13 protein-coding genes are annotated in these 23,849 nt (G+C 49.5%); 3 read left to right on the top strand and 10 right to left on the bottom strand.

The window, feature by feature from the left end:
* Nucleotides 1-59: 59 nt before the first annotated feature.
* Nucleotides 60-1,640: a M20/M25/M40 family metallo-hydrolase gene (locus ACYVI9_RS06555; RefSeq protein WP_460762284.1), complete on the bottom strand. Its 1,581-nt coding sequence runs from the start codon at nucleotides 1,638-1,640 to the stop codon at nucleotides 60-62.
* A gap of 167 nt (nucleotides 1,641-1,807) precedes the next feature.
* Between ACYVI9_RS06555 and deoC the strand changes: the two genes are divergently transcribed.
* On the top strand, nucleotides 1,808-2,482 hold the full coding sequence (deoC, locus tag ACYVI9_RS06550; protein ID WP_460762281.1) for a deoxyribose-phosphate aldolase: 675 nt from the start codon (nucleotides 1,808-1,810) through the stop codon (nucleotides 2,480-2,482).
* Between the two features lie 52 nt (nucleotides 2,483-2,534).
* Here the strand turns inward: deoC and ACYVI9_RS06545 are convergent, their stop codons facing one another.
* On the bottom strand, nucleotides 2,535-3,926 hold the full coding sequence (locus ACYVI9_RS06545) for a sialate O-acetylesterase (RefSeq protein ID WP_460762278.1): 1,392 nt from the start codon (nucleotides 3,924-3,926) through the stop codon (nucleotides 2,535-2,537).
* A gap of 173 nt (nucleotides 3,927-4,099) precedes the next feature.
* A complete protein-coding gene (locus ACYVI9_RS06540) occupies nucleotides 4,100-6,775 on the bottom strand; it encodes a 4-alpha-glucanotransferase (protein WP_460762276.1) in 2,676 nt (891 codons plus the stop codon).
* A 655-nt stretch (nucleotides 6,776-7,430) separates the two neighbouring features.
* On the opposite strand from ACYVI9_RS06540, the gene ACYVI9_RS06535 reads away from it, so the two are divergent.
* Nucleotides 7,431-7,790: a DUF6970 domain-containing protein gene (locus ACYVI9_RS06535; protein ID WP_460762273.1), complete on the top strand. Its 360-nt coding sequence runs from the start codon at nucleotides 7,431-7,433 to the stop codon at nucleotides 7,788-7,790.
* A 71-nt stretch (nucleotides 7,791-7,861) separates the two neighbouring features.
* On the opposite strand, the gene infC is transcribed toward ACYVI9_RS06535, so the two are convergent.
* The 5 genes from infC to thrS all read right to left on the bottom strand — a co-directional run bounded on the left by infC (nucleotide 7,862) and on the right by thrS (nucleotide 16,706).
* Nucleotides 7,862-8,491 (bottom strand): translation initiation factor IF-3, encoded by a 630-nt coding sequence (gene infC / locus ACYVI9_RS06530; RefSeq protein ID WP_460762270.1) that lies wholly within the window; start codon nucleotides 8,489-8,491, stop codon nucleotides 7,862-7,864.
* 207 nt (nucleotides 8,492-8,698) lie between these two features.
* Nucleotides 8,699-11,845, bottom strand: a complete 3,147-nt coding sequence (locus ACYVI9_RS06525) for an efflux RND transporter permease subunit (RefSeq protein WP_460762267.1) — start codon at nucleotides 11,843-11,845, stop codon at nucleotides 8,699-8,701.
* Between the two features lie 106 nt (nucleotides 11,846-11,951).
* Nucleotides 11,952-13,073: an efflux RND transporter periplasmic adaptor subunit gene (locus ACYVI9_RS06520; RefSeq protein WP_460762264.1), complete on the bottom strand. Its 1,122-nt coding sequence runs from the start codon at nucleotides 13,071-13,073 to the stop codon at nucleotides 11,952-11,954.
* 25 nt (nucleotides 13,074-13,098) lie between these two features.
* A complete protein-coding gene (locus tag ACYVI9_RS06515) occupies nucleotides 13,099-14,451 on the bottom strand; it encodes a TolC family protein (RefSeq protein ID WP_460762262.1) in 1,353 nt (450 codons plus the stop codon).
* A 317-nt stretch (nucleotides 14,452-14,768) separates the two neighbouring features.
* Nucleotides 14,769-16,706, bottom strand: a complete 1,938-nt coding sequence (gene thrS, locus ACYVI9_RS06510) for a threonine--tRNA ligase (protein ID WP_460762259.1) — start codon at nucleotides 16,704-16,706, stop codon at nucleotides 14,769-14,771.
* Nucleotides 16,707-17,050: 344 nt separating this feature from the next.
* On the opposite strand from thrS, the gene ACYVI9_RS06505 reads away from it, so the two are divergent.
* Nucleotides 17,051-17,761, top strand: coding sequence for an outer membrane beta-barrel protein (locus ACYVI9_RS06505; RefSeq protein WP_460762257.1), 711 nt, complete (start codon nucleotides 17,051-17,053; stop codon nucleotides 17,759-17,761).
* 37 nt (nucleotides 17,762-17,798) lie between these two features.
* Here the strand turns inward: ACYVI9_RS06505 and ACYVI9_RS06500 are convergent, their stop codons facing one another.
* Entirely contained in the window at nucleotides 17,799-19,940 is a 2,142-nt protein-coding gene (locus ACYVI9_RS06500; protein ID WP_460762255.1) for a S9 family peptidase, read from the bottom strand.
* A 327-nt stretch (nucleotides 19,941-20,267) separates the two neighbouring features.
* Nucleotides 20,268-23,801, bottom strand: a complete 3,534-nt coding sequence (gene smc / locus ACYVI9_RS06495; RefSeq protein ID WP_460762252.1) for a chromosome segregation protein SMC — start codon at nucleotides 23,799-23,801, stop codon at nucleotides 20,268-20,270.
* Between the last annotated feature and the right edge of the window lie 48 nt (nucleotides 23,802-23,849).

The following is a 23,849-nucleotide window of genomic DNA, read 5'->3' as shown; positions in this document are numbered from 1 at the left end:
ATATCCTGTCGCCCACCAGTGACGCCAGGATATAAATGACCCGGTATTCCCCTCCCCGGCTAATCCAGGCCGCCTTTTCTGTTGGGAGCTACCGGCTGTGGCCATTGGCCGGGTTTTCCGGTCCGCGGATCCACCGGCAATACAATTTTTTCCCTCGAAGTCCGCTGGGGATCCTCACTGGCAGCATAGGCCAGAATGGCGGTCAGCAGGGCGTTATTTCTGAGGTCATCAAAAACAATCTTGTCGTAGGTGTCCCTGTTGGTATGCCAGGTAATCGTGCCATAGTCCCAACTCAGGGAGCTCAGCGAAAACACCGGCGCACCCGCCATCACAAAGGAAGCAAAATCCGAACCGCCGGTACCCGGTCTGCCCGGGAATCCCGTTTCTATATACTGACGGATATCCTGCGGCACTTTATCCAACCAGCGTCCCAGAAATTCATAGGCATGCAGAAAACCCTGCCCCTGCAGGCTGGTCACCCTTCCGGTACCATTGTCCTGATTAAATCCGGCCTGGATGCCTGCTACGATTTCGGGGTGATCTTCTACAAAAGCGCGGGAACCGTTCAGCCCCTGCTCCTCACTACCCCAATGTCCTACCAATATCGTTCTTTTTGGACGGGGATAAAATTTCTTTAATAATCGCATGGCTTCCATCATCGTCAGTGTGCCCGTTCCATTATCGGTGGCACCGGTGGCCCCATCCCAGGAATCAAAATGAGCCGATAAGATTACATATTCATCCGGCTTTTCGACACCCGGAATCGAAGCAATAATATTAAAAGTGGGTTCTGGCGGCAATTCCTTAGACGTTATCTGCATTCGTAGCTGGGGCGCATTGCCGGAAGCGGCCAGCCGGTATACCATTCCGTAATCTTCCAGGGATAAATCCACGGAAGGAATTTTCTTTGTGTAGGCACCAAAAATTTTATCAGCGCCCACTGCTCTGGACCAGTAATTGGTGATGATGCCCAGGGCACCCGCATTTTCCAGAACAAGCGGCAGGGTCCGGCTATTATATCCCGTACGTTGTATATTGGCCGAATACGCATCCGCAATGGAGTCCCGCTCCCGCTTCATTTTGTCGAAAGAAGCCGGTGTTCCGTATTCCTGCCAGTTCTTATCCGGTCGGCCGGTTGGTTGCAACATGGAAATCATCACAAACTTGCCCTTTACAGAAGGCAACCATCGGGCAAATGTTACTGAATCGGTCACCCGCGGTAAAAGCATCACTTCCGCACTGACGGCCTTCCCATTTGTACCGGGGCTCCAGGCCAACTGGGTGCCTTCCAGCGATTTCAGGCGGGGTGTTACCATGTCTATATGTGCCGGACCGCGCTGCCAGCCCCGCCATTGCCCCCACTGTTCGCTACGGGCTTCAATTCCCCAACTTTTATATTTTTCAAGGGCCCAGTCACCTGCTTGTTTCATTTCCGGCGTACCCACCAGCCTGGGGCCGATGCCGTCCAATAGTTCATGGGCCAGTTGTTCGAGTTGGGAACTAGTATGCTCCTCCTGCATCATCGCAGCTACCACCGGATCGGCAGCAACCTGTCGTGGCTGACGGGATCCCGGTTGCGCCATAACTGTAGTACCCAGGGTCAAACAAAGGACCCAACTGAAATTCTTCAATAATAACATAAGCATCGATTTTTACTAATATAGCAAATTATCCTCCAAATATCTTTGAAAACCCCGAATCTCGAATACTACTTGTTGCCATGTCATGAAGTAATGCCAACCAGAAACAAAATCCATGGTCTATTTAAACCTACAATCTTATTTTTGAGCCCTAATACATCATCAACATGGAACTGAACCGTTATATAGACCATACCATCCTGAAGCCGACTACCCTGATCAGTGATATCGAAAAACTTTGCACGGAAGCCAGGCAGTACCGGTTTGCGGCCGCCTGCGTACCGCCTCCCTTTGTCAAGCTTACCAGGGAACTGCTGGAAGGTTCCGGGGTAAAAACCTGTACCGTCATCGGATTCCCTTTTGGCTATTCTGCTATTGAAGCCAAGCTGGCAGAAGTCCTGCTCGCCTTGGTTGATGGTGCAGATGAGATTGACATTGTGATCAACCTGATTGCACTGAAAAATCAGGACTGGCAATACCTTGCCAATGAGATCAACCACCTGTTGCCGGTCATCAAGGAAAAGGGCAAAGTTGTTAAAATCATTATCGAAAGCGGCATACTGACCGATGAGGAGATCATTAAATGTTGCGAGCTTTATGGTGCTGCCGGTATTGATTATTTGAAAACATCGACGGGTTACGCTGAAAAAGGCGCCAGTGTCCACGCGGTCGAACTCTTTAAAAAACACCTTCCGGAAGGCACAGGTATTAAAGCCAGCGGTGGTATCCGCGATTATGGCTTTGCCAGGGAACTTATTGATGCGGGCGCCACCCGCCTGGGCTGTAGTGCCGGCGTAGCGATTGTCAACGGAGCGCCCGCTGCTGACGCAGGCAGTTATTGACCCATACCCTACCCCATGGGGAGGATCAACCAGTAGTCCCTGAATATATTAATTATTGTATTTCCCAGTTATCTGTCCGGAACGGTGCCAGTGGCAGCCCTTCCTTACTGAATACATTGCCGATAGCGGTATTACTGAATGAGTAACGGACCGCTGCCGGATTTTTAACTTTTGAAGCGGAAACAATCAATGTCTTTCCGTCTACCCTGGCATTGGCCGGATAGAATACCCGGTCCGCCCCGGCGATATACAGGTTCGTTATCTTCTTACCTTTTACCGAAAATCCAGAGGGCAGATGATCAAAGGACAATATGACCTTACTACCCTTTAGCTGCATGGATTTATAGACCGGACTTTGATAGGCGCCCTGAAATTGATGATAGGTATCAGCCAGCGCCCAGTTGGCCAGCCTTAATGCTACATCCTTTTTGTTAACCGGATGTATATTGGTGGTATCATCAACAAGATCACTGATAACGACCATCCCGGTATGAGGATAAGCCGCAGACCTTGCCTGTTGTTCCCGTAATAGCGCCCCATTTAGGTTATCGCCGTATTTAAAGGGCGCAATCTGTACATAATAAAAAGGAAAATCTTTTCCCCAGGCCTTGCGCCAGCTGCCAATCATGGTATTGAGCAACTCACTATAGGTAGCAGCTGTTTCCGTATTGGCTTCGCCCTGGTACCAGATGGCGCCGGCAATCTGATGACGAATCAGCGGTGCAATCATTGTATTATAGGTTCGCCCGGGTGCTGTAGGCCACCAGGGATAGGCTTTTAGTTTATTGGCAGCAGTCAGGAGTTCGGGATTTTTTTCTACTGCCTCCCTGGGTGTCCAGACTTCTGCCGGCGTACCGCCCCAGTTAGTATTGATCAAACCAATGGGCACATCCATATCGGAATTCAGTTTTTTACCAAAAAAATATCCAATGGCGCTGAATGCCTTTAAGCTGTTGCTATCACAAATGGCCCATGCTGCCCGACAATCATCCTGCGGTGTTGCTGAAGTAATTCTTTCGACATTGAAGAGCCGAATATTCTTATTATAGCAGACTGGTAGTTCGTCCTTTATTTGCTGAAGGTTTTGCCTGTAGCCCCATTCCATATTGGACTGACCGCTGCATACCCATACCTCTCCGACCATAATATCTTCCAGTACAATCGTATTGCGCCCTTTCAATGTAATCGTATAAGGCCCTCCTGCGGCAGGTGTTTTTAATTCCAGCTCCCAATCCGCATTGCCGGTAGCAGTGGTGGAATCCGTCTGGTTGTTCCAGGAAGTGGTAATAAAAATTTTCTCAGATGGAGCCGCCCATCCCCAAAGTCGGGTGGTAACTTTCTGTTGCAATACCATATGATTTCCGATAACGGCGGGTAAACGGATTTCAGCCTGAACAGATAACACAGCCAATAGTCCAAGGATAAGTACAAAATATTTTCGCATGACAATGATTTTTGCAAATCTAACCATATAGGATTAATTCAGCAGGTTTCAACCAGATGCCAAACCATTGCGAAAACACCGGGCTGACATCGGGGACTGCGCATTATGTAACTGTCGTCAAAAATTACAAGGACGATTCAGGTAAGTTACTGAGATGAACATTCCGGAACCGGTTAGTTCGCCCGGCCACTTCGCTCCATCATTTCCCTGATATCCTGATTGAAAGCGGCGGCAGTGAGCAGGTCCTCCAGCGGGAGGTGCATCCGGTATTTCCAGTAATGGTTGGGGTCCGCAGGAATATTGATCCGTTCGGCATCGGGATCCTTCCGCCGCAGCTCTGCACCGATCGCCAGCAGGTCCTGCAACTGAAAGATACTCCACATAGCCGGAGAAAACAGGTGTTGCAATATTATCGCCCTACAGATCCAGGGCTCGCAGTAAAACGGTGGCTCGCCGGTCTGCCCCATCAATTTATTATAAAAACGACGGGTGGCTTCTGGATCCTCCTGCCACCAGCCCCGTATCGTGCTCATATCATGGGTAGAGGGTGTTATCACCGATAGATAAGGCGCCTGAGCCGGATTGAAAAACTCGGCACCGGGTGCCTTCGGCATCCTTTGGATTTCCAGACTTAATATGCCGAGTAATTGCATGACTTCCGGGACACAATGCGGCACCATACCGAGGTCTTCGCCACAAACCAGCATATTGGTCGCGGCTTTCAACGATGGGAGCTTTTTTAAGGATTCCCGTTTCCAGAAATCATCCTGTCTCCGGTAGAAATAATCAATATAGAGCTGCTTCAGTTTGTATTGTTCTGCTTCTGAAAGACAGCGGAAGGACCATGTTTTCTCCATATCAATCCGAAAATGAAAAGCCTCCGGATCTCCGGTTTCTTCAAACAGAATGACATTGGAGATTAGTTCATACAAGCTTTCCTTTACCGGTATGCCATAATCAGCCGCATCAGTTGAATGCGCAAACCAGGCTTCCACTTTACGCTGGGTATCAAATTCTGGCCGGAGCTGATAGCGTCCGCCGGGAAGGGGTATCAGAAAATCAGTTTTGATTTCGAATGTCTGTTCACCGAACAACTGATAGAGAATTTCGTCAGTGATATAGGGGCGGCAATAGCGTTCGCGGTCAAACCAGATCGCATGTTCCCCAAATTCCTGCGCGCGGACAGGTAAGGCGGGCACAAAACGCCCCATGGTACCCTGTACCGCATCAACCGGGATACTCCATATCCGAAAAAATCCGAGAATATGATCAATCCGGAAGGCATCAAAATAATGACTCATCTGCGCAAACCGCTGTCGCCACCAGGCAAAACCGTCGTTCTGCATTTGCTGCCAGTTATACGTCGGGAATCCCCAATTCTGTCCCTTATCGGCAAAATCATCCGGAGGCGCTCCGGCCTGCTGGTCCATATTATATAGTTCGGGCGCCATCCAGGCATCACAGCCATACCGATAAACGCCAATCGGAATATCGCCTTTCATCACCACCCCTTTCTGATGGGCGTAAGCTACCGCCTCCTGTAACTGGCAATGCAGATGGTATTGTATAAAACAATGAAAAAGTATTTCGCTGCTGGCAGGATGTTCTGCACTAAATAAAGCCGCAATTTGGGTCTCCTGATAGGCTGTTTCGGCCGGCCAACTGGTAAAATCAGCCGTTTTGTAAGTATCTCTATAGTAACAAAAAACAGCATAAGGTTCCAGCCATTGCCTGTTGGTTTCAAAAAAATCCCGATAGGCAGGCGATTGCAAACAGGATGGCCCCAATGTATTGTACAAAAGGCGCAGTAAACCGGTTTTAAAGTTCAGTACCGAAGCATAGTCCAGATCTTCCAGTTCATTCAATGCCCGGCCGGGGCCTTCAAGTTGCTTTTCTATCATCGCGATATGCGCTTTGCCGGCAACTGAGCTCAGGTTGATATAAATGGGATGCAGTGCAAATGCCGAAATGGCGGCATAAGGATAGGAATCTTTGTTGGTACCAGTGGCGGTCGTATCATTAACCGGTAGCAGCTGAATCAGTTTGAGTCCCACCCCGGCGGCCCAATCTGCCAGTAAGTGCAGATCGGTAAACTCCCCAATACCTGCGCCCTGGCTGCGCCTGAGGCTAAAAACCGGTATCGCCAGACCCGCGCCCTTCCAACTGTCCGGTTCCGCATGCAGAAAACCATCTTCGAGCACCACTATCCGACCGGGATCCGCAGCGTCCATACAAAGCCGGTTGTCGCCGGATTCATAAGCCAGAAAACATTTTCGCTGTTTATCCCAAATACCATATTTATAGGCTGCGGGTGACGGCATACCCGAAAGATTGATGGCTGTTTCCCAATAATCACCGGAATACTGCAATAGGATGGGTGCATCAGTATTCCAGTAAGGAGCCGTCCCGATTTCACCTAACAGACAGATTACTTCGTTTTCTTTCAGCAGCGGCGCCCTGACCTTAAAAACATGGGTGGTTGTTTCCGGTAACCGGAGCGTTGCGGGTTTTCGTGTGGGTAACAGCCTATCCTTAAAAGGCGCCGTATCAAATACATTCTCTACCTGACCGCCAAAATTCCAGGTATGATAGATTTTCAGGTCATTCTTGCTGCGCTGCGCCGTGGCGGATAAAATACGCTCCCGGGCCTCCCGCAAGCGGTTCCCATTATTGTCCTGCACTACAAAGCGGTAACTACCCAGGTCCCTGCCCGGTAACTCCAGGTACCAAAATTGCTCATTCAGATACTGCATAGGCAGCAAATGATCATTGCCATGGGTATCCCGGAGCTCCAAAAAAAGGTCCTGACCAAAATCAGTATGGTACCGGATATAGAATTGTAGGCTCATTCCTCTTAAGTTTCGTAGAAGGCTTCTGACAGCAATCTGTAATTACATTGTGTATCACATACACAAAGCGAATGTAATTAATTCAAATCAATAATATTCAATTCCTGTTCCTTTTTTCTCAGCTGGCAACTGGGATGGCGAATTTACGGCGAAGATCCCACTGACAGTAAATTGACAATCGGTGAAAGCTTCCTTTCAATTTTCCACCGGGGATCAAAAAAAATATGTACGTTTGCACAAATTCAAAAGCATATGTCATCAGCTACCAAAAACAAGGGTTTAATGTGGATATTGTTCCTGATTTCTGCAGCAGCATTTATTTTCGCGTGTTTATCCCACTGGCCATGGCTGACCCTGATCCTGCCTTTTGTGACCACTTTTTTTGTAAAAGCAATGGATATCATCTGAGTTAAAAAGATCTATATTTTCTGTCCCCGCCATCCGCGGGGATTTTTTTGTCCCTGGAATGAAATGCATTGTTGCGTTAGACTCAAAAATTGCGTTCTAAAGGAAGGACCAGCTAAGACTGGTACGTTTTTGGTGCATTAGATGCAGTTAAAATCCTCCCTTGGCCCATATCAGTTGCAAACCCGAAGGCTGGCCAATTTTCAAGCATTTCGGGCTTGGGGAAACCACATTATATAAAACACTCAAAATGAAGACGATATATTTGTTGGTCATCTGTAGTGCTTTCCTGCTTCCATCCTGTGATAAACATGCTACCGCTATAGGCCAATTGCCGGATTGTATCCTGAAACGGATTGAAACCCTGAAAAATGAACCGGTTCGTAATCCGCCCGCCAGCATCTGGCAATATGAATACCGGGGGGCTACCGTATTTTACGAACCTCCTTTTTGTTGTGATGCTTTTGGCACCCTATACGACAGCGATTGTAATATCATTTGCCATCCGGACGGCGGCATTAGCGGCAGTGGAGACGGACGCTGTCCCGGTATTTTCGACGAACTCAAAAACGGGAAACAGGTCTGGAAAGACAGCCGGAAAATCAAGTAACCGCAAAGGTCTGGAACAAAAAATGGACATTGCAGTAATGCAATATCCATTATAGTCCGTTTTAGGAAGTCCTATTTCTTCTTGGTAGCGGCTTTCGGTGCAATCATTGCCAGCATTCTTCTGCCTTCCAGTTTGGGCATATTCTCCAGGGTTCCGAATTCTGCCAGTCTTTCGGCAAATTTCAGCAGCAATAACTGCCCGCGGTCCTGAAACTGAATCGCCCTTCCTTTAAACTGCACATAGGCTTTCACCTTATTGCCGTCTTTGAGGAAGCCTTCGGCATGCTTGGCCTTGAAATCAAAATCATGATCATCCGTATTCGGTGTAAACCTGATTTCCTTGATTTCCGTCGCTTTGCTTTTCGCCTTTATTTCCTTTTCCTTTTTCTTCTTATCGTACAGGAATTTATTGTAGTCGATGATTTTACAAACGGGAGGATCAGCCGTGGGGGAAATTTCCACCAGATCCAACTCTTTGCCTTGCGCCATCTTCAGTGCTTCCTGGGTCGCATAGATTCCAGGTTCCACATTATCGCCTACCAGTCTTACTTGTGGTACGCGGATAAAATGGTTAATGCGGTGTTCTGCTTCTTTTTGAGGAAAACGACCCCTGAAATTTCCTTTTGGTTTACGTCCACCCGGTCTGTAGGGTCCTCCGGGACCTGAGGGGCGGTTAAAAGTAGGTTTTTGTGGTACGCTCATTTAAATTTAATTCGGTTACTTCTTACCCGTATAGAAGTCATTTGCTTTTTTTGATAATACCCTACGGGTGGTATGTGAACAAATTTTCACAAAGATTAAGAATTAAAACCAGTCCCGCAATTTTATTTTACGGAGCCGGTTGACAGATTTTTACGGTTGAAAAGGCAGAAACCGGAACGAAATCGGCCTTAGTGCTGCTTCATTGGCCTATTGATCGGCAGCGGTCTTCTTGGCTTTTCGTCCCATACTGATCTTTGTAATCAACACATAAAGGACAGGCACGACAAATATGGCCAGTGAAGTAGCGGCCAGCATGCCACCGAACACGGTCCAGCCGATGGTCCGACGGCTTACCGAAGCCGCACCCGATGCAATCATCAGCGGTACCACGCCCAGAATAAAGGCCAGGGAAGTCATAATGATCGGCCGCAGACGCAGCCGGACGGCCTGCAAGGTAGCCTGTATAATGTCCACGCCCCGGTCCACCCTTTCTTTGGCAAATTCCACAATCAGGATGGCATTTTTAGCAGCCAGTCCGATCAGGGTAATTAAGCCAATCTGGGCATAAATATTATTCGACAGCTTGGGCAACAGGGTAAGTGTGAGTATCGATCCAAATGCACCGATCGGCACCGCGAGCAGTACGGAGAACGGAATACTCCAGCTTTCATAGAGTGCAGCCAGAAACAGGAAAACAAAAATGATGGAAATGGCAAAGATGATCGCCTGCTGTCCGCCGGCGGCAATTTCTTCCCGACTCATCCCTGAGAATTCATAGCCGTATCCAGCTGGAAGGGATTTGGCGGCATCCCGCAGGGCATCAATTGCCTGACCACTACTGAAGCCGTCGGCAGGGGTGCCGTTAATATCGATCGATCGATATCCATTGTAATGTGAAATTACTGCAGGCGCCTCGACTACCCGAGCCGTGATCAGGTTCCGGAGTGGCACCATCCCACCAATACTATTGCGGACATAATAGTCTTTAAGGTCATCCAATGATCCCCGAAAAGTACTTTCCGCCTGCGTCATGACCCGGAAATTCCGGCCATAGAGATTAAAATCATTGACATAGCTACTACCCAGAAAATTGGATAAAGTCGTATACACTTCGCTGACACTCACGCCCATCCGCTTGGCCTGTTCCTTATCCACATCAATCTGATAACTGGGTGTGCGGGCATTAAAGAACGTGTAGGCCCTGCCTACAGCAGGTTGGGCGTTGACCGTACCCAGGAATTTATTGGCCACCACCTCGAACTGCTTGATATCGTCCGTAGTCCCTTTCTGCTGCAACTGGAAGGAAAAACCTGCCGTCGCGCCCAGGCCCGGAATCGCAGGCGGGGCAATTGGTATTACCCGGGCTTCCTTCAGATCCTGGGTAGCCGCCATAATTTTTCCGATCACTGACTGGGCGTCCTGGCCTTTGCCGGTACGCTCTTCCCAGGGCGTTAAACGGACGAACATGGTGCCCACATTGGACTTGTTACTGAAACTAATGATATTCAGGCCGGCAATCCCACCAACACTACTCACCTCGGGTATGGCGTCCAGTCTTCTCATGATTTCTCTGATCATGGTAATATTTCGGGTCGTACTGGTGGCTTCGGGCATTTCGTAGGTCACAAATAACCTTCCTTCATCCTCGGTGGGAATAAATCCGGTGGGTTTGGTCTTGAACAGGAAAATCAGGCCGATAAACAGTACCACCATCATGACCAGCACATAGGGTGTCCGGCGGATCCAGGCCCCTACACTCCTGGTATAACCAATAGAAAGGCGGTTGAACCAGTTATTAAACCGGTTGAAAAAACGTTCCAGCCAGTTCATTTTTTTCACATCTTCCTTGGTAGGTCGGAGCAACATCATGCTCAGCGCGGGCGTCAGGGAAAGGGCCACAAAGGCGGATAACAATACAGAAATCGCAATGGTAATCGCAAACTGCTGGTAGAGCCGTCCCACGATACCCGGAATAAAGCCTACCGGCACGAATACCGCCGCCAGAATCAGTGCAATCGCGATTACCGGGGCAGAAATTTCCTTCATTGCTTTTACAGTGGCTTCCTTGGGTGACATTTTAAGGGCATCAATATTATGCTGGATGGCTTCCACCACCACAATGGCATCATCCACCACGATTCCGATCGCCAGCACGAAGGCAAACAGGGTCAGTGTATTGATCGTGAAGCCCATAAGGCTGAAAAAGATAAATGTGCCAATCAGCGACACCGGTATCGCCAGTATCGGAATCAATGTAGCCCGCCAGCTCTGCAGGAATATAAAAACAACCAATACCACCAATACCAGGGCTTCGAGCAGGGTATGCACCACTTCATTGATGGAAACTTTCACGACCGTCGCCGATTCGCTGGGGATCTTGAAATCCACATCCTTAGGAAAGGAAGGCCGCAGCTCTTCCAATGCCTTCATCACACCGTTATAAGTTTCCAGGGCATTGGCACCAGGTGCCTGATAGATCAGCAGGAAGGAAGCGGGCTGCCCATCCACAAAGGAATTACCGCTATAGTCGAATTTTCCCAGTTCTACCCGGGCGATGTCTTTCAGGTAGACCAGGCTGCCATCCACAGGCCGGCTGCGTACCACGATATTTTCGAACTGATCAGGGGTATTGATCCGGCTGTTGGTCAGTACATTATACTCGAAAGTCTGGGCCTCGCTCTGGGGATTGCCACCGATCGTACCCGCCGCCACCTGCAGGTTCTGCTCCTGCAGCGCCGCATTTACTTCAGCAGGTGTTACCCCCATGGCGGCCATTTTCTCCGGATTCAGCCAGACCCGCATACTGAAGTCATCTGCACGGGAAAATACATCCCCCACTCCCTTAACCCTTAAGAGGGCATCCTTGACATATATATTGACATAGTTGCCGATAAATGTGGGATCATGGGTTTCTTTCGGAGAATAAAAAGCCAGTACCATCATGATACTGGGATTACGCTTGCGCACTGTCAGACCCAGCCTTTTCAGCACATCCGGCAGTGTCGGCTCGGCCACGCTGGTACGGTTCTGCACATCCAGTGTGGCGATATTGATATCGGTCCCCACTTCAAAATTTACCGTAATACTGCTCTGACCACTACTCGTACTGTTACTGGTCATATAGGTCATTCCTGGTGTACCATTAATCTGGGTTTCAATAGCAGTGGTGGTCGTCTGTTCCACCGTCTGGGCATCGGCACCCGTATAGTTTCCTGAAACCGATACGGTGGGAGGCGAAATATCCGGGTACTGGGCGACTGGCAGGTTAATCAGCGAAATGATTCCTACCAGTACAATCACAATCGAAACCACAATTGCGGTTACCGGCCTCTTTATAAAAACGTCTGCGATCATTAATTTTTATTTTATCAGACAGCCGAAGGAAAATCAGCTGTTATTAAGACTTATGCTAAGGACGCCCCTGCTGACAGACAGGCGCCACTTTTTCTCGCATGCAGGACTATTTTGCCGCAGGCCGAACAGCGGCCTTAGCCGTATCTGCCGTAATGGCCGAACCTTCCTTGAGGTTCTGTACACCCTGCGTTACGATAACATCGCCGGCGCTGAGTCCGGAATCTACGACCACGTTGGCGCCGATAATGCGCCCCAGTGCTACTTTACGCTGGGTCACTTTATTGCCTTGCTCTACCAGGTAGACAAAAAATTCACCCAACTGCTCCGTGACGGCTTTATGCGGAATAATTACGGCACGTGAAGGGGTCAGATCCAGCACCCGTACCGATGCACTCATTCCAGCTTTTAGTAGATGTTGCGGATTGGGAAATACCAGCCTCACCTTAATTGACCCAGTCTGGGGATCTACCGCCCGGTCAATAAGTTGCAGGCGGCCATAGCGCGGATACACTTCTGATCCAAAGACCAAAGCGAATGTGGAATCCACCAGGTTTTTTTGCTGCTGTAATTTGCTGAAACGATAGACCTCAGCCTGATCGACCGTAAAATCCGCTGCCATGGGATCATCGGTAGAAATCGTATTAAGAACGGTTGAACCGGCAATGACCGAAGTACCGTTTCGTACCTGAGAAATGCCAATGGTACCCGAAAAAGGTGCATAGATGGTGGCAAAACGCACATTGGCTTTAACCGCCTGTGCGGAGGCGCGGGCAGCAGCCACCTGCTTTTTAGCCGCTTCAAGGGCCGCATCCGCATAGTCCACCTGTTGCTTGGCTATGGCATCCTGCTGATCCAGAGCATGATAACGTTCGGCATCCCTGCGGGCTTTTTCCAGATTGGTCTCCTGCACCGCCACATTGGCGAGCGCAGATTCATAATTGGCCTGATAGGTCTGCTGATCAATGGAATAGAGTTTCTGACCCTTGGCTACCTTGTCCCCATCCCGGAAATGTATGCCGGTAATATAGCCGGTAACCTGGGCACGGATCTCAGACTGGTTCAGTGGAACCAGCACGCCGGGATATTCGTCATAATAATTGGCGCCCAATTCCATTACTTTCAGGGTCGTTACCGGAACCGGTGCATTGGCGGGTGGCCCCTGCTGTTGCTGATCCTTGCAGCCAATCAGCGCTGCCAGTATAATGCTGTAGGTATAAAAATGCTTCATATATGATTTCGTATGCTCAAAAATATTATTCCGCGTGAATTTCGCCATTGGCTTTCATGACATCAATCTTGCTGCTCAACAGGTTATAGACGGCATTGTAATAACTGATCCGGGCAGCCGTCAGATCGGTCTGCGCGGTAATCAGTTCCAGGTAGGTTTTCACGCCTTCCCGGTACTGTAAGGCAATGATGCGTTGTACTTCTGCCGCCAGCTCCATATTTTCTTTCAGGGTCTGGTACTGTACCATACTTGATTTATAGGCAGCCAGCGCTGTGGCGTATTCACTGCTGACCTGATTCTTAAAATTGACCAGGTCCAGTTCAGTCAGGGCTAGTTGCCGTTCCGCAATGTGGATATTGTTTTTTCTTTTGCCGCCCTGGAAAATAGGGAAACCCAGTGTCAGGCCCGCATAGGAATTGGGGAAACCCTGGTTGTATAATTTACCAAAGTCGTCGTTCATAAAATTGCGCAGATAAGCTGCATTGGCCGAAACCGAAGGGATATAACTCCATTTTTCGTACTTGATATTGGCCTGCTGCAAACGCTGTTGGGCGGTCAGCAACTGGTATTCGACCCTTTGGGCATAAGCCGGTTGCTGCAGGGTATCCAGGAATATCTCCTGTTCGAGCAGTGCACTGTCAGACTTTACACTAAAATCCAAGGATTCCGGATAGTTGATCATGCTGCGCAAGCGGGTAATCTTTGCAAGCAGCGCCTGTTCCAGTCCGGTGGCCGAAGCCCGGGCATTGTTCCATGCGATGGTGGCCCGTTGGTAATCGGTCTTATCAGCCACACCCACATCGTATCGCGCGCGGGCGTCTTTAAGACTGCGTTCCAGCATCAGAATATTTGCCTGATTGATATTTTGTTGCTGCTGGGTCGCCAGCAGGTCATAATAGGCTTTTGAAACTTCCGCAATCAGGTCGATTTGGGTGGTTTCGGTCTGCTTGCGGGCCATCAGTTCCACGTCGTCCCGGGTTCTCGAAGCCAGGAGGGCGTCCCGGTTGAAGATCTGCTGCGAAGCAGTAAGCTGCAGGGAGGACGTGTTATACAGTCCCGCCTGAATCTGGTTACCACCAATAACGCTGACCGGCAATTGAAAATTACGTTGGTAATTATAGCCGAAATTAACCTGGGGATACCAGTCGGCCAGTTTGTTCCTGATCTGCAACCCGGTAATTTCCTCATTGATGACCGATTGCCGGACAGCAGGCTGATGATCCAGGGCATAATCAATGAGCAAGGGCAGATTGGCATCCGTCAAAACCGTATCGGCTTGCTGGGCCCGGAGCGGTATGGTAAAAACAATAAAGAACAGCAATGCGATCCAAGGTTGCAGGCGCTTACTATTTCGGAGGCTTTTCAATAAAAAGATCATAAAAGTTACCCTATTTTTTTCTTCCCCATTGTCCACAAATCCGGCTAAAAGAAAACTACAACAACAACGCTCAATAGTAATTGTTGCATTTTCCGGGCGGATTCCCGTAAAATTTCTGATAAGGCAAGTTTCTCGGAATAATCCTTTTAGACGGTGTTTAAAACATAAAATTGCGTCCCGGATAGAATTTTTTATCGCAGCAGGGCGATTCGGAGTTGCTCAAACGGCGGTAGAGACATGCGGAACCGGCCCGCAGCATCCAGGCTTCCCTGCCGGCCCGGGCACCCGGATCCGGCCCTTGCTGTTAGGCTTCGAGGTTACAGGCTCTGCTTGCTCCGGATTTCTTCCAGTAACTCGCTGATAAAGGCCGATACGGCCTTCATGCCCAGGTCACCTTTCCCCTGGCGGCGGACGGAAACAGCTGTTTCATTCATTTCCTTTTCACCCAAAACCAGCATATAAGGCACTTTATGCAGTTCGGTATCGCGTATTTTTTTACCGATCTTTTCATTTCGGTCATCCAGTTCGGCGCGAATGCCGCTGCGTCGGAGTTCTTGTAAAATTTCTTTGCCGTAGGGCAGAAACTTGTCGCTGATCGGCAGGATTTTTACCTGTACCGGGGCCAGCCAGGCCGGGAATTTGCCGGCATAATGTTCCAGCAGGAAGCCGATAAAGCGTTCATGGGTCCCCAGCGGCGCCCGGTGGATGATCAGGGGTGTGTCCGTACTGTTATCGGCTGTGGTAAATTCCAGCTTAAACCGCCGGCCCTGGGCAAAGTCCACCTGGTTGGTCGCCAATGTGAATTCCCTTCCGATCGCACTCCATATCTGCACATCAATTTTTGGTCCGTAGAACGCAGCCTCATCCTGTACTTCCACAAATGGGGTATTGGTCCTGACCAATACGTCGCGAACCATTTTTTCAGTCTGGAGCCAGAGTTCCGGCTCATCTACATATTTCTGACCCAGCTTCTCCGGATTGTGCAGCGAAAGCCGCATTACGTATTTTTCAATACCGAAAATACTGAAATACTTCAGGTACATTTCATTCACCGCGCGGAACTCGTCGTAAAACTGATCGGCCGTGCAATAGATATGGGCATCATTCATGTGCAGACAACGTACCCGCATTAGTCCGAATAATTCACCACTCTGTTCATAACGGTAACAGGTACCGTATTCCGCCAGCCGCAGGGGCAGTTCCCGGTAGCTCCTGGGTTCCGCCGCAAAAATCTTATGGTGGTGTGGACAGTTCATTGATCGCAGGTAATATTTCTGACCGTCCACTTCCATCGGCGGATACATGCTGTCCTGGTAATAGGGCAGGTGACCACTGGTCAGGTACATACTCTCTTTGGCGATATGCGGGGTAACCACCCGCTTATAACCGGCTGCATCCTCAGTTTCCTTTGCCAGACGTTCCAGTTCCTCTATAATTATGGTACCATTGGGCATCCAGAGCGGCAGCCCCTGACCGACATCATCGTCCATGGTATAAATGCCCAGTTCCTTACCCAGTTTCCGGTGGTCCCGTTTGCGGGCCTCTTCCATCATCTCCAGATAGGCGGTCAGGTCTTTCTGTGCGGGAAAACTGATACCGTATACCCGGGTCAATTGTTTATTTTTCTCATCCCCTTTCCAGTAGGCACCTGCCACACTGGTAAGTTTGATGGCTTTGATAAGACCCGTATTGGGAATATGCGGTCCCCGGCACAGGTCGGTAAAATTACCCTGACTGTAAAAAGTTATTTCTCCGTCAGTAAGATTACCGAGCAGGTCCAGTTTGTATTGATCCCCTTTCTCGGTAAAATAGGCCACTGCTTCTGACTTGGGCATTTCCTTTCGGATATAAGGACTGTTGGTTTTGGCCAGTTCCGCCATCTTCTTTTCAAGACCGGCCAGATCGTCTTCGGACAATTTCCGGTCGCCCAGATCCATATCATAGTAAAATCCGCCACTATCCAGCGCGGGACCTACCCAGAATTTAACACCGGGGAACGCCGCTTCTACTGCCTCAGCCATCAGGTGGGCAGAAGAATGCCAGAAGGTTTTCTTACCGTCGAGATCATCCCAGGTGAGTAAAATCAAACTGGCATCGGTATGAATCGGCCGCGTCGCGTCCCATACTTCACCATTGACTTTTGCGGCTATTACTTTACGCGCCAAACCCTCCGATATCGATTTGGCAATATCCAGCGCGGTCACACCGGGTTCAAATGCTTTGCTGGCACCATCTGGAAACGCTATATTGATCATAAACTTTCTTTCAATTTTAAGTGCGCTAAATTAATGAATGATTGCGAGCAGGCAAAGAATCTGTCTACCGGTCGTTCATTCATCAACCCCTTCGTTTTGGTTCTCAGGCGGGATCGGGTCCGGGCGCAGCAGCTGACAATTCCCCATTGCTGCTAATCTGGCATGGTTTTGCCGGTATATCATAAAGGCCCGGCAAAGGCTTTCCCTCGGGTATTGCCGGCTTTTGACCAGCACCTGGAATTACAGCCCGGACAGATTTTTTACAGGTTGCTGCAGGCATCTTAGAAATTACAGACCCGACCATTTTCGACACCGAATCATTAAAAACCTTAAAAAATATAGTAATGTACAAAATTATCCTTCCGCTAATGCTGCTGTTGAGCGGTACCATAAACCTGCAGGCGCAGGGCTGGTCTATCGGAGATCAGGTTTCTTTCGGTCACAGCTGGACAGTTGGCAACCGGGTCAATGAGGACCTGAAATACCAATTTCATCCCTCCTTCGCCATAGGCCGCAGTGCCGTATATAATTTTAATCCCACGGTATCTCTGGGACTGGGAACTTTCTTCAGTACAGAAGGTGTGAGCTTTAAAAACGAGGCAGGGGATGAGGATTCCAGGTTCGAACAAAGGATGAACTATATCCGGGTTCCGCTGTTCGCCCGTTTCTACTTTTGCGATCCGGCCAGTAAGGTCCGGGGTTTTATTGGTGCCGGTGGCGCCATAGGTTTTCTGGTGGGGGGTAAAACATTCACCGAAAATGAAGATGGCTTCTTTGTCGGGCAAAAAACCAGAAAAGCACTGGATAATAAGGTGGATGCAGGTGCCACAGCTTCCCTGGGCATGACGGTGCGTATTGCCGACGGTATCCGGTTACAACACAGCATCAGCTATTATCACGGGCTGGTGGAACAGGATTACGAAAATGCATTTACTGACATGGTCGCCGCTCCCTTTACCAACCGCCGGTTGAGTCTGGATATGGGCTTCCAGATCGATGGAGACGCCATGAAACGCTGGAAATCCCACCGACATATGGGTGCTAAAAAACACTAGGCACCCCCGTTCATGGTGTTAATCAACCGGCGCATGCTCAGCGTCCGCCGATTTTATAGTTTTCCGGAGGTTCTGCTCCTTTCAGGTAGCGCACGAAGTAATCCCAACGCCGACGCATCATATAATTATTATCAGCCCCATACCCATGACGCGCATTCGGGAAGATCAGCAGGTCAAAATCCTTATTGGCTTTGATCAATGCGTCTACCAGCAGGTAGGCGCCGTAAGGCGGTACATTACTGTCCATACCCCCGTGCGCAATCAGGAGTTTGCCTTTCAGGTTGCCGGCATATTCCTGATTGGCCTGACGTTTATAATTGTCGCCCTGGAGCAGACCGATATACCGTTCGCCCCAGTCGTCCTCATAGTTCCGGTTGTCATGGTTACCCGACTGAGCAACACCAACTTTGAAAAAATCGGGATAACGCAGCAAAGCGGCAGCTGTTGCAAATCCGCCACCACTGTGGCCCCAAATCCCCACCCGATCGAGATCCAGATAGCCAAATTTCGCTGACAATTGTTTTAACCCAGCGATCTGATCAGGCAGGGTATTCACCGCCATATCTCCATAACAGGCATCATGAAAGGATTTGGAACGGTTGGGATTGCAACTACCTTCCAGCCGCACGACGATAAAACCCAGTTCAGCCAGGGCCTGAAAATCGCCCGACAGGGCAGAAAAGGACCAATTGCCTACACTGCCACCCTGCGGTCCGGGATAAATATACACCACCACAGGATACTTTTTTTGTACATCCAGCTGTTCCGGCTGATACATCAGTCCATACAGATCAAATTCACCATTGGCAGATTTTACTGTGAACGGTTTCGGTGCGACCCAGCCTTCCTGCTGCAGTGGCTCCAGGTCTGCCTGACCCAAATCGAGGATGCTGCGACCATTCAGGTCACGGACATGGGTGACAGGCGCCGTTACCGGCGTAGAATATTTGTCAATAAAAAAACTGCTGTCTGCCGAGAACCGGATACTGTGATCGCCGGCTTCCGGTGTAAGGGCGATCAGGTTGTCACCACTGAAATCGATGCGGTAGTAATGTCGGTTATAGGGATTCTCACCCTGTTCCCGACCCCTGGCTTCAAATACCAGCCGCTTTTTGGCGGCATCCAGCTTCATCAGTTTGGTCACCACGAAATTGCCCTTGGTGATCTGATGGCGCAGTTGACCGGTGGTCAGATCATACAGGTACAGATGCCCCCAGTTATCCCGCTCGGAGTACCAGATGACTTCCCGGCTTTCCGGTAAGAAGCGCCAGTTGATGGCACCCTGACCGGACTCGTACTGGGTCGCGACTTTTTCCTCAAATACAGTACGGACGACGCCGGTACTGGCATCTGCCACACGAAAAGTACTGATTTTATGATCCCGGCTGACGGAAACAAAAGCCAGCTGCCTGCTGTCACTGCTCCATTGGTTGTCATCAAATGCACCGGAACTGGATATATCATCGCTTAGGGTACCCCGGTGTTCATCCGGATTCATTTTCAGCCGCAGGATATTCCCGGTTTCAACATTAACGATGACCCGGTGTATTTTGATAACTGCGGAATCACCCGGCAGTGGATATTTCCAGGATTCCAGCTCAGGCGCGCCCACTTTTGTTCGAACCAGGTACATATCCTTCACATGGCGCTGGTCCTGTTGAAAAGTCGCCAGCTGTCGGCTGTCCGGCGACCAGAGCAGGACGGCGTTGTCAGAATGGGTCCAGCCGGCATTATCAGTGGCATAACCAAAATCGGGGATGCCATCATAAGTGAGTTGCTTTTCAGTACCGGATTCCAGATCTTTCACCCAGAGATTCCAATCCCGGACAAAGGCGGCTTTTTTACCATCCGGTGCGATCACCTGGGCGGCGACGCGGTTATAACGCCGGGGCTGATAGACAGCCGCAGCTTTAGCGGCCTGACTGGTTTTCCGGGTACGCGGATCGTAAATTGTAAACATTTGATCCCCAGGCTTCCTGTATTGCAATAAACCACCGGCTATCCAGTCTGCCCGAACGGCTGATTGTTGCAACAGTTCATTGAACTTATTGCTCATTTTGCTTAAGGCGCGGTCGTAATCAGCAGCGGTAAGTTGCGGTCGCGTTTGTGCATTCAGGAGATTGCCACAGAGCAGTAGAAATAGTATTACTAATGATGATCGACATGGGGGTAGATTCATAATCGCGTATCGTTTTGCTGTTACAAATTAATGAGGTTTCTGTCAAATTCCCCGCTATTTTGATGATTTAGCTGATTTCTCCGGCAGTTTTAAGGGGCAGTCCAACGCCACCTAAAGCCGAAAAGAGTGAATGACAACGACATTTTCTTTTCAAATCAGGAGAAGGGTCAGGATGAGCTGCGGAAAAGCCCTACAGTTTTTTGAAGCACAGCCATCCGATCAATATGACTGGTGCGGTAGAAACCGGACCAATAGTCAGGCGCCCCGGCCTGTGGGGCTGACGGGGCAACCTGTGCTGCTGCGAACAGAACTGTCAATACCATTAGGTTATCCTGCTGCTGCCAGGCTTCTGAAGTCTACGCTCACCAGCTTGCTGACACCGGGTTCCTGCATGGTGACACCATAGATAACATCTACCGTACTCATGGTGGTCTTATTATGCGTCACTATGATGAACTGGGAATTATCGCTGAACTGGCGAATCATATTGGTGAATTTACTCACATTGGCATCATCCAGCGGTGCGTCCACTTCATCCAGGATACAGAAGGGCGCTGGCTTGATGAGGTAGATGGCAAAAAGCAGGGCAGTGGCCGTGAGGGTTCTTTCACCCCCGCTGAGTTGGGTAAGTGAAGTAGGACGCTTGCCCTTGGGTCTGGCCATGACATCGATACCCGTCTCCGCCAGATTGTCCGGTTTTTCCAGTACCAGATCGCACTGGTCATCGTCGGTGAACAGGGATTTGAATACTTTCTGGAAATTCTCCCGCACCTGATTAAACGTATCCAGGAATTTCTGATTGGCCGTGGCTTCCACTTCTTCAATGGTTTTCATCAGGCTCTCCTTGGCATTGACCAGATCATTCTTCTGTTCCACGATGAATTCATAACGCTTCTTCATCTCTGTAAAAGCTTCAATGGCCGTGGGATTGACTTCCCCGAGGTTCTCCAGTCGCTTTTTCAGCCGGTCGGCTTTTTCCTGCAATTCGTCTACAGTCGTCTCTGAGCTACGTTGCTCATCCAGGATATCTTCAATTTGAATTTTAAATTCAACATTCAGACGTTCCCGGGTACCGGCCAGCTGCAGTTTCAACTCATTGAGTTTGTCTTTGATGGCTGCCAGTAAATGTTCCGCCTGTTCTTTCTCTTTGGTCTTCTGCCGCAAAGCGCTTTCCTTTTCGCTGAGCTGGTTGCGCAGGTTATAATAGGACTGGTCGGCTTCGTCCAGTACTTTTTTATCGGTTTCCCTTGTCTGCATCAGTTGCAGCAGGCTTTGTTCCGTTTGTTCAAGCGCGGCTTCATTGGTGCTGATATCCGCTTCGGTATGTGAAAGCTGCTCCCTGCTCTGGCTGACCTGCCTTTGCAATTCACCGAGTTGGTTGCTTTTAAAGTTCAGTTCCTGTTTCAGGGCCTGTACTTTGCTCTGCTGCCGGGTCACATTCAGGTTGAATTCGTTGAAGTAGCCCAGTGCTTCTTCATGGGCGCCCTGTGCTGACTTATAGGTCTGCTCCGCATCGGCCAGCCTGTCGGCATGCTCCTGTAATACCGTATTGAGTTCCCCGAGTTCCTTGCGGGAACCTTCGACATCATTCAGGGTCTGTTGCAACTGCTGGTTAAGATCTTCCAGGCGGTTGCGGGACGCAGCCTGCTGCCCTTGTATGTTTTCCAGCTTATTTTCCAGAGAAAAGACCTGGTTGGTCAGTACCTGGATTTCCTTCTCGGTCTCCTTGATCGCATTTTCCCTGAGGTCCTCATTAAAGGCGATAACTTCGTTATGTCGGGCCTGGATCTGCTGGCGTAGTTCCTGCACCACATGGTCCTGAGCGGCAATATCCTCCTGGAGTTTTTCCAGGTTCTTCGCACGGCCGATCTTCTTGCCTTCGATGAGGCCCACACTACCACCAGTCAGCATGTATTTCCCTTTCACGTATTTACCATTTTTTTCAATTACGGTAAATCCGTTGCTGTGATTAAGTGCCTGCTCACCCTCTGCAATGTATACATTGCTGAGCAGCTGGCGGGCAAGCTTGCTGTACCGCGGTTCTATTTCCACCACGCTTAAGGCGGGGGTGGCGTTCTCCAACTGATGATCACTGGTCGATACAGCTGCCGGATCAATTTTGTCGAGGAGGAAGAAATTGGCTTTTCCTTTCTTGTGTTGATCCAGCAGGTGGACTGCCTGGAGGCCCTGCCGAAGGTCTTCCACCACATAATAGTTCAGGTAGGGTTCCAGTACGTTTTCCAGGGCCGTACGGTATTCCTCCTTCACATATATTATATCGGAGAGGATGGGTGCTTCATAGCCCCAGTCCTGATTCTGATGCAAAAATTTAACGCTGTCCGGATACCCCTCCATGGAGTCAATCATGCTCTTGAGCAGGTCATGTTCATTCTTTTTGGCATCCAGTTTTCGGCTCTCATCAGCCATTTCATTGCGTAGCTGATCGAGCTGTTCCTGGGTCTGCAGGATCTGTTCCTTGGTTTGGGCATTATGGGCCTGCAATTGTTCCAGGGATTGTTGTTGCAGGGCAAGGGCCTGCTGTTGTTCATTGCGCTGTGACTCCAGTTGCTGATAGCTGGCATTGCGCTGTTCGGATTCCTGTTCGATCTGCTGAATGGTGCGTTGCAGGTTCTGGATGGAAGTATCCGCCACAGCAACCTTTTTCTCAACTTCGAACTGTCGTCTTTGTACCTGCTGATTCTCGAGCCTGAGTTCGTCCAGGGTATTGCGTTTGCTGTCGAGAACTCCGCGGCGCTCATCGGCTTCCAGTTTGAGTTCTTCCAGTTGGCCGTTCAGACTCTGATAAATATTTTCCTCTTCTTCCACCTGACGGGAGGTGAATTCAATGCTCTCTTCAATTCCTTTCAGCTGGGCGTCGGATTTATCCAGAAAATCCTGTAAGCCGGTGCCTTTTTCCTTAAGGTACTGGAGGCGTTGTACCGCCAGATTTTTCTCTCCTTCCCTGGTACGAACCTGTTGCTCAAGTTCATTAAAAGCATGTTGCATGCTTTGCAGGGTTCTTTCTTTTTCCACGAATTCCAATTTCTCTCCTTCGATAGCTGCCTCGGCTCCGGCGACGGCGGCTTCCAGCTGCACCACCCTATCGGTTTCCGCTTCCTGCTGATCAGTCAGGTCTTTATAAGTCAGATTGAACCCTTCCAGGGCGGCCTTGGCCAGTTCGATACTGATTTCACGGTACTCCTGCTTGATCTGATGGTACTTCTCCGCTTTTTTTGCCTGATTTTCCAGGGCTTTCAACTGATTATTGATTTCGAAAAGCAGGTCTTCAATCCGATTCAGGTCCTGCTCTGTGGCGTCCAGTTTCTGTTTGGCTTCTTTTTTCCGGGTTTTATATATGGAGATACCTGCGGCCTGTTCCAGCATTTTGCGGCGGCTGTTTTCCTTGTCACGGATCAGGTCATCGACCATATCCAGGGCAATAATCGCATAGGAATCCGTACTGACGCCTGTGTCCATAAAGAGGTTCTGGATGTCTTTGAGCCGGCATTGCACGTCATTGAGCCGGTATTCACTTTCACCGCTTTTATAGAATTTCCGGGTAATACGCACCGTACTAAACTCCGTTGGCAGCAGGTTACGGGTATTCTCGAAGGTCAGACTCACTTCCGCCAGACCACTCGCGGAACGGGTTTTGGAGCCGTTGAAAACCAGGCTGTCCAGATTCTCACTCCGCAGGTTGCTGATCCGCTGTTCACCGATTACCCAGCGGATACTGTCCACAATATTGGATTTACCACAGCCGTTGGGACCGACGATCCCGGTAATATTATCATCAAAATTCACGATGGTTTTATCGGCAAAGCTTTTAAAACCCTTTATCTCTAAACTTTTTAATCTCACTTTACATCATTTTAAATCCAAGGGCGAATATATAACGATGTATTGGTT

It is taken from the genome of Niabella terrae (assembly GCF_054783135.1).
Note: the sequence above shows the minus strand (reverse complement) of the source record. Positions and strands in the feature narration are given on the sequence as shown.

Bases quoted from the DNA above. Each gene is read 5' to 3' on its own strand.
- ACYVI9_RS06515 (WP_460762262.1), bottom strand. From the start codon at position 14,451: ATGATCTTTTTATTGAAAAGCCTCCGAAATAGTAAGCGCCTGCAACCT.
- ACYVI9_RS06555 (WP_460762284.1), bottom strand. From the start codon at position 1,640: ATGTTATTATTGAAGAATTTCAGTTGGGTCCTTTGTTTGACCCTGGGT.
- ACYVI9_RS06525 (WP_460762267.1), bottom strand. From the start codon at position 11,845: ATGATCGCAGACGTTTTTATAAAGAGGCCGGTAACCGCAATTGTGGTT.
- ACYVI9_RS06545 (WP_460762278.1), bottom strand. From the start codon at position 3,926: ATGCGAAAATATTTTGTACTTATCCTTGGACTATTGGCTGTGTTATCT.
- infC (WP_460762270.1), bottom strand. From the start codon at position 8,491: ATGAGCGTACCACAAAAACCTACTTTTAACCGCCCCTCAGGTCCCGGA.
- ACYVI9_RS06505 (WP_460762257.1), top strand. From the start codon at position 17,051: ATGTACAAAATTATCCTTCCGCTAATGCTGCTGTTGAGCGGTACCATA.
- deoC (WP_460762281.1), top strand. From the start codon at position 1,808: ATGGAACTGAACCGTTATATAGACCATACCATCCTGAAGCCGACTACC.
- thrS (WP_460762259.1), bottom strand. From the start codon at position 16,706: ATGATCAATATAGCGTTTCCAGATGGTGCCAGCAAAGCATTTGAACCC.
- ACYVI9_RS06535 (WP_460762273.1), top strand. From the start codon at position 7,431: ATGAAGACGATATATTTGTTGGTCATCTGTAGTGCTTTCCTGCTTCCA.
- ACYVI9_RS06500 (WP_460762255.1), bottom strand. From the start codon at position 19,940: ATGAATCTACCCCCATGTCGATCATCATTAGTAATACTATTTCTACTG.
- ACYVI9_RS06520 (WP_460762264.1), bottom strand. From the start codon at position 13,073: ATGAAGCATTTTTATACCTACAGCATTATACTGGCAGCGCTGATTGGC.
- ACYVI9_RS06540 (WP_460762276.1), bottom strand. From the start codon at position 6,775: ATGAGCCTACAATTCTATATCCGGTACCATACTGATTTTGGTCAGGAC.